The following is a 7,368-nucleotide window of genomic DNA, read 5'->3' on the forward strand; positions in this document are numbered from 1 at the left end:
AGAGGCTGGGGTTTGGGGTATTGCGCTGGCGCAGGTTTAATCGACTGCTTTAACCATATCCTCGATGACTTTCTTGGCGTCGCCGAAGACCATCATGGTTTTGTCCAGGTAGAACAGTTCGTTGTCCAGACCGGCATAACCGCTGGCCATCGAACGCTTGTTGACGATTACGGTCTTGGCTTTATAGGCCTCGAGGATCGGCATGCCGGCAATCGGCGACTTCGGATCGTTCTTCGCCGCGGGGTTGACCACGTCGTTGGCGCCAAGCACCAGCACCACGTCGGTCTGGCCGAACTCGGAGTTGATGTCTTCCATCTCGAACACTTGCTCATAAGGCACTTCGGCCTCGGCCAGCAGGACGTTCATATGGCCTGGCATCCGCCCGGCGACCGGGTGGATCGCAAACTTCACAGTGACACCACGGTGAGTCAGCTTCTCCGCCAGCTCCATCAGCGAATGCTGGGCACGTGCCACCGCCAGACCGTAGCCCGGCACGATGATCACGGTGTCGGCGTTGGTCAGCAGGAACGCGGCATCGTCGGACGAGCCGGACTTCACCGGACGAGCTTCCTGGGCGCCAGCCGGGCCTGCGGTATCCGTTGCACCGCCGAAACCGCCAAGCAGTACGTTGAAGAACGAGCGGTTCATCGCTTTGCACATGATGTACGAGAGGATGGCACCGGAAGAACCCACCAAGGAGCCTGCGATGATCAGCATCGAGTTGTTCAGCGAGAAGCCGATACCCGCTGCTGCCCAACCGGAATAGCTATTGAGCATTGACACCACCACCGGCATATCGGCACCGCCGATCGGGATGATGATCAGCACGCCCATCACGAAGGCCAGGGCCAGCATCAAGGCGAAAGCGCCGAGGTTGCCGGTCAGCATGAAGGTGATGCCCAGACCGAGCGTCGCCAGGCCCAGCACCAGGTTCAACTTGTGCTGGCCGCCAAACTGTACCGGTGCGCCCTGGAACAGGCGGAACTTGTACTTGCCCGACAGCTTGCCGAAGGCAATTACCGAACCGGAGAAGGTGATGGCACCAATCGCCGCGCCAAGGAACAGTTCCATGCGGTTACCGGCCGGGATCGAATCACCCAGCTGTTTGACGATGCCCAGCGACTGCGGCTCGACCACGGCGGCGATGGCGATGAACACGGCGGCCATACCGATCATGCTGTGCATGAACGCGACCAGTTCCGGCATCTTGGTCATTTCAACGCGCTTGGCCATGATCGAACCGGCCGTGCCGCCCACCAGCAGGCCGACGATCACATAGCCGATACCCGCGGTGGCCCCGCCTTGCTCAAAAGAGAGCGCGCCCAGCTTATAGATGAGACCGATGGTGGTGACGATTGCCAGCGCCATGCCGAGCATGCCGAAAAGGTTGCCGCGTCGCGAAGTGGTTGGATGCGACAGGCCTTTGAGGGCCTGGATGAAGCAGATCGACGCGATCAAGTAGAGCGTCGTTACGAGGTTCATGCTCATTACTTGGGCGCCTCTTCTTTTACGGCTTTCGGGGCTTTTTTCTTGAACATCTCAAGCATGCGGCGGGTGACCAGGAAGCCACCGAACACGTTGACCGCAGCCAGTGCCACGGCGAGGGTGCCCATGGTCTTGCCCAGCGGTGTCACGGTCAGGGCGGCCGCCAGCATGGCGCCGACGATCACGATTGCGGAAATGGCGTTGGTCACCGCCATCAGCGGCGTGTGCAAGGCGGGTGTAACGTTCCAGACCACGTGATAACCGACATAGATCGCCAGCACGAAGATGATCAGGTTGTAGATACCGGGGGAGATAAGCTCTTCCATCGTCTGAATCCCTGCTTAGGCGTTTTTGCGGATGACTTGGCCATCGCGGCACATCAGGCACGCGGCGACGATGTCGTCTTCTAGGTTGATCTCGAACTGGCCTTCTTTGGTGAAGACCAGTTTCAGGAAGTCCAGCAGGTTGCGGGCGTACAGCGCCGAGGCGTCTGCACCGACCTGTGCGGCCAGGTTGGTCGGGCCGGCAATCGTCACGCCATGCGCGACGATCACTTGATCGGCCACGGTCAGCGGGCAGTTACCGCCTTGCGCCGCCGCCAGGTCGATGACTACCGAGCCCGGTTTCATTTGCGCGACGGTTTCCGCGCTCAGCAGGACTGGCGCCTTGCGACCCGGGATCAGTGCGGTGGTGATGACGATGTCGGCCTGCTTGGCACGCTCATGCACGGCCTGGGCCTGACGTTGCATCCAGCTGGCCGGCATCGGGCGAGCGTAACCGCCCACACCGACCGCGCACTCACGCTCTTCGTCGGTTTCGTACGGGACGTCGACGAACTTCGCACCCAGGGATTCAATCTGTTCCTTCACGGCCGGACGTACGTCGGACGCTTCAATCACGGCACCCAGGCGCTTGGCGGTGGCGATGGCCTGCAAGCCCGCGACACCGGCGCCCAGAATCAGCACGCGCGCGGCTTTCACGGTGCCCGCTGCGGTCATCAGCATCGGCATGAAGCGCGGATAGTGATGCGCGGCCAGCAGCACGGCTTTATAGCCGGCAATGTTGGCTTGCGAGGAGAGCACGTCGAGGCTTTGTGCGCGGGATGTACGCGGCGCGGCTTCCAGGGAGAACGCGGTAATGCCGCGCTCGGCCAGTTTGGCAATGGTTTCATTGCTGAACGGGTTGAGCATGCCAACCAGCACGGTTCCACTTTTGATCAGGGTCAGTTCGGTGTCGCTGGGGGCGACCACCTTCAGAATCAGCTCCGCGCCAAATGCATCTTGGGCGCTGCCAATCACCGCACCTGCCGCTTCATAAGCACTGTCCACAACGCTGGCATTGACGCCGGCGCCGCTTTGCACAGTGACTGTATGACCCTGGCCGATCAGCTTCTTGATGGTTTCCGGGGTTGCAGCAACCCGCGTTTCACCGGTCTGGGTTTCGAGAGGAACACCAATGTGCACGTCAAATCTCCTGCTTGATCTTATTGCTTTGATCTTTCTTGGAAGTCCAGCGCACTGCGGAGGGTGCACTGGGGCGGCCGATCAGCACGACTCCGCCGTATTTCGGGCGGGGCGCGGCATTTTGCAGGCGAACTTTGTGCCCTTCAAGGGATTATGACGGGTGACGGAAAATTAACTACAAGTCACCCCGTGACCGAATGTCGCAACTGAACTGTTCAATCCCTTGCAGGCCGTGCCTCTCAAGGATTCTGGCCGAAATTCAAGAATTTACACATCGGCCGTATGAATGATGCGCCATGACCCCGTTTCAAGGCCGCAAAGCCGCGTCGTTAGGCGCGTGTGGCACGATTGTACCGGTTGTGGGTACAGTCTACGGATATGCGACAAATAGTTATATCTGTAGGGCTTTTGGTTATTTGACTACGGGGTCAGCTAATGTCGGGCAGCCCCTGTCCTTCTACGTTGTAGCTGTGAGCCTGCTTGATCAGCCAGTCTCGAAATGCGCGTAAAGAGGCTGATTCGACCTTTCGATCAGGAATCATCAGGTAATAGGCCTTGATACTCGACAGTGCCTGGGTGTTGGCAATGACCAGTCGTTTCTCTGCCAGTTCGCGTTGAATCAGGAAGGGTGGGATCAAGGCGATACCCATGTCATGCATGGCTGCTTGGGCGAGCATGGAGAATAGCTCGTAACGGGGGCCTGTCATGTCGCGGGGGATGTTCAGGTGCTGTGAGTTGAACCATTGACGCCAGGCATAGGGGCGCGTGGTCTGCTGCAGCAGGGGCAGGTCGGCAATCATCTCGGCACTCAGGTGAGTGCGATCACCCAGCAAGGTCGGGCTGCACACCGGCATTGGGTTCTCCCCCATCAGCCTGTGGGATTCGGTGCCGGACCAGTCGGCATCGCCAAAGTAGATCGCCGCGTCGAATTCGGTGTCGGCAAACAGAAAGGGCCGCGTGCGGTTGGTGAGGTTGACCGTCACTTCCGGGTGTTGCTGCTGAAAGTCCTTGAGTCGTGGCAGCAGCCATTGAGTGCCGAAAGTGGGGACAACCGCCAGTTCGATGACATTGGCGCCCTGCTGGCCCATCACCGACAGCGTGTCGCGTTCAACGGCGTCCAGTTGGGTGGCGACGCGTCGGCTGTAGGAAAGACCGGCTTCCGTCAGCTTCACTCCGCGCCGCGAGCGTCGGAACAGTTCGACGCTGAGGAATTCCTCCAGGCTGGCGATCTGTCGGCAGATGGCGCCTTGAGTCAGCGAAAGCTCCTGGGCCGCCTTGGTAAAGCTCTCGTGGCGGGCGGCGGCTTCGAAGCTGATCAGTGCGGCAGTGCTGGGTATCTTGCGGCGCATGTACGGCAACCTCACACGTTATTGGTGCTTTCAGGGTTTCAGGCTGTTAAGGAGTGAGAAATTAGCACAACAGCATGCAAAATCCTCGTTTGCCCAATGCCTAAACGGCGCCTAGGATCAGTCCACGATATTTGACTTACTCGCGAGGACACTCTCATGGCCGGTAAAGCTAGCTTCAACTGGATCGATCCCCTGCTGCTGGATCAACAGCTCACTGAAGAAGAGCGCATGGTGCGCGATAGCGCTGCTCAGTTTGCGCAGGACAAGCTGGCGCCACGCATTCTTGAAGCGTTCCGCCATGAGAAAACCGACCCGGCCATCTTCCGCGAAATGGGCGAGATCGGCCTGCTGGGCGCGACCATTCCCGAGCAGTACGGCGGCAGCGGCCTGAACTATGTGAGCTACGGCCTGATTGCCCGTGAAGTCGAGCGTGTCGACTCTGGCTATCGCTCGATGATGAGTGTGCAGTCCTCCCTGGTCATGGTGCCGATCAATGAGTTTGGTACTGAAGCCCAGAAGCAGAAGTACCTGCCGAAACTGGCAACCGGTGAGTGGATTGGCTGCTTCGGTCTGACCGAGCCAAACCATGGTTCCGATCCAGGCTCGATGATTACCCGTGCACGCAAAGTGGAAGGCGGCTACAGCCTGACCGGCAGCAAGATGTGGATCACCAACAGCCCGATCGCTGATGTGTTCGTGGTATGGGCTAAGGACGATGCCGGCGACATTCGTGGTTTCGTGCTGGAAAAAGGCTGGAAAGGGCTGAGTGCCCCAGTCATCCACGGCAAAGTAGGCCTGCGTGCCTCCATCACCGGTGAGATCGTGATGGACAACGTGTTTGTTCCCGAAGAGAACATCTTCCCGGACGTGCGCGGCTTGAAAGGTCCGTTCACCTGCCTCAACTCTGCCCGTTATGGCATCTCCTGGGGCGCATTGGGTGCGGCCGAGTTCTGCTGGCACACCGCTCGTCAGTACACCCTGGATCGTCAGCAGTTTGGTCGCCCACTGGCTGCCACTCAGTTGATCCAGAAGAAACTGGCCGACATGCAGACTGAAATCACCCTCGCCCTGCAAGGCTGCCTGCGTCTGGGGCGTATGAAGGATGAGGGCACGGCGGCTGTCGAAATCACCTCGATGATGAAGCGCAACTCGTGTGGCAAGTCGCTGGATATCGTCCGTATGGCCCGTGACATGTTGGGCGGCAACGGCATCTCCGATGAGTTCGGTGTTGCCCGTCACCTGGTCAACCTTGAGGTGGTTAACACCTATGAAGGCACCCATGACGTCCATGCGCTGATCCTGGGTCGTGCGCAGACCGGTCTCCAGGCGTTCTATTAATAGGAGAGCGGCCATGGGTGCGTTATCGCATTTGCGGGTACTGGATTTGTCGCGGGTACTGGCCGGGCCTTGGGCCGGTCAGATCCTTGCGGACCTTGGCGCCGAGGTAATCAAGGTCGAGCGTCCCGGTAATGGCGATGACACTCGCGCCTGGGGGCCGCCCTTCCTGAAGGATGCCTACGGCGAAAACACCAGCGAGGCCGCCTATTACCTGTCGGCCAATCGCAACAAGCAATCGGTGACCATCGACTTTACCCAGGCTGAAGGTCAGCGCCTGGTGCGTGAGTTGGCGGCGAAGTCCGACATCCTGATCGAAAACTTCAAGGTCGGCGGTCTGGCGGCTTACGGGTTGGACTATGCGTCGCTGAAGGCGATCAATCCTGACCTGATCTATTGCTCGATCACCGGTTTCGGTCAAACCGGTCCTTATGCAAAGCGCGCTGGCTATGACTTCATGATTCAGGGGCTGGGCGGCCTGATGAGCCTGACGGGGCGACCCGAGGGGGATGACGGTGCCGGGCCGGTGAAAGTCGGTGTGGCGCTGACGGATATTCTGACGGGCCTCTACTCGACAGTGGCGATCCTGGCGGCCTTGGCTCACCGGGATCATGACGGTGGCGGCCAGCACATCGATATGGCGTTGCTGGATGTGCAGGTCGCGTGCCTGGCTAACCAGGCGATGAACTACCTGACGACGGGTGTGGCGCCCAAGCGCTTGGGCAATGCACACCCGAACATCGTCCCTTACCAGGATTTCCCGACGGCGGATGGCAACTTCATCCTGACAGTGGGTAATGACGGGCAGTTTCGCAAGTTCGCTGAAGTGGCTGGCCAGCCGCAGTGGGCGGATGATCCGCGGTTTGCGACTAACAAGCTGCGGGTGGCCAATCGTGCGGTGCTGATTCCGTTGATTCGCCAGGCGACGGTCTTCAAGACCACTGCCGAGTGGGTGGCGCAGTTGGAACTGGCCGGTGTGCCGTGCGGGCCGATCAACGACCTGTCGCAGGTATTCGCCGATCCGCAGGTGCAGGCTCGTGGCCTGGCGATAGAGTTGCCTCATGCTTTGGCAGGGTTGGTGCCGCAGGTTGCCAGCCCGATTCGCTTGTCCGAGACCCCGGTTGAGTACCGCAGCGCTCCTCCTCTACTGGGCGAGCATACGCTTGAGGTGTTGCAGCGGGTGCTGGGGCTTGATGGGGCGGCCGTTGCTGCTTTCAAAGAGGCCGGTGTGCTCTGAGGGGTTCTTCTATATAGAAGCGATGTTTTTCCTTGCTTGTCCGGGAGGGAAAGCATCGCTTTTGCCCGTTTGTGCAGTTTATTGATAGAAACCCTGAATTAGCAGTTGACGGCGAATTTTATCTGTCTATAATTCGCCCCACTTCCGGCGCAGTCGAAACGGAAAACTCCTTGGTAAACAAAGAGTTACGCAGTTTTCGGCAGCAGGTTGCTTCAGGTCATCGAAGCCAAAAGGAAGTTGAAAAAGAGGTGTTGACAGCAGCGTGTAACGCTGTAGAATTCGCCTCCCGCTGACGAGAGATCGAAAGCGCAAGTGGTTGAAGTTACAAGGGAAACCTTGAAAACTTCTGAAAATAACCGCTTGACAGCAACAGAGGCTGCTGTAGAATGCGCCCCTCGGTTGAGACGAAAGATCTTAACCAGCCGCTCTTTAACAACTGAATCAAGCAATTCGTGTGGGTGCTTGTGCAGTCAGACTGATAGTCAACAAGATTATCAGC

General features: G+C 58.9%; 6 protein-coding genes. 2 read left to right on the forward strand and 4 right to left on the reverse strand.

Features of this window, described 5'->3' with window-relative positions; all coding sequences use genetic code 11:
* Positions 1 to 36: 36 nt before the first annotated feature.
* The 4 genes from AC3WQN_RS03550 to AC3WQN_RS03565 form a co-directional block, all read right to left on the reverse strand.
* Positions 37 to 1,488, reverse strand: a complete 1,452-nt coding sequence (locus AC3WQN_RS03550; RefSeq protein WP_095083387.1) for an NAD(P)(+) transhydrogenase (Re/Si-specific) subunit beta — start codon at positions 1,486 to 1,488, stop codon at positions 37 to 39.
* Positions 1,488 to 1,811 carry an NAD(P) transhydrogenase subunit alpha part 2 gene (locus AC3WQN_RS03555; protein ID WP_003187010.1) on the reverse strand — a complete coding sequence of 108 codons (324 nt, stop codon included), beginning with the start codon at positions 1,809 to 1,811 and terminating at the stop codon, positions 1,488 to 1,490. The genes AC3WQN_RS03550 and AC3WQN_RS03555 overlap by 1 nt, the downstream gene beginning before the upstream one ends.
* Positions 1,812 to 1,826: 15 nt before the next feature.
* Complete coding sequence (locus tag AC3WQN_RS03560; RefSeq protein WP_103398689.1) at positions 1,827 to 2,948, reverse strand: Re/Si-specific NAD(P)(+) transhydrogenase subunit alpha; 1,122 nt, start codon at positions 2,946 to 2,948, stop codon at positions 1,827 to 1,829.
* A gap of 428 nt (positions 2,949 to 3,376) precedes the next feature.
* Positions 3,377 to 4,297: a LysR family transcriptional regulator gene (locus tag AC3WQN_RS03565; protein ID WP_103398690.1), complete on the reverse strand. Its 921-nt coding sequence runs from the start codon at positions 4,295 to 4,297 to the stop codon at positions 3,377 to 3,379.
* Positions 4,298 to 4,453: 156 nt separating this feature from the next.
* Here AC3WQN_RS03565 and AC3WQN_RS03570 point away from each other — a divergent pair, with 156 nt between their 5' ends.
* Together AC3WQN_RS03570 and AC3WQN_RS03575 are read left to right on the forward strand one after the other, a co-directional pair.
* Entirely contained in the window at positions 4,454 to 5,635 is a 1,182-nt protein-coding gene (locus AC3WQN_RS03570; protein WP_103398691.1) for an acyl-CoA dehydrogenase, read from the forward strand.
* Between the two features lie 13 nt (positions 5,636 to 5,648).
* Entirely contained in the window at positions 5,649 to 6,869 is a 1,221-nt protein-coding gene (locus tag AC3WQN_RS03575) for a CaiB/BaiF CoA transferase family protein (RefSeq protein ID WP_103398692.1), read from the forward strand.
* Positions 6,870 to 7,368 lie beyond the last annotated feature (499 nt).

This window comes from Pseudomonas sp. FW300-N1A1 (assembly GCF_058789115.1).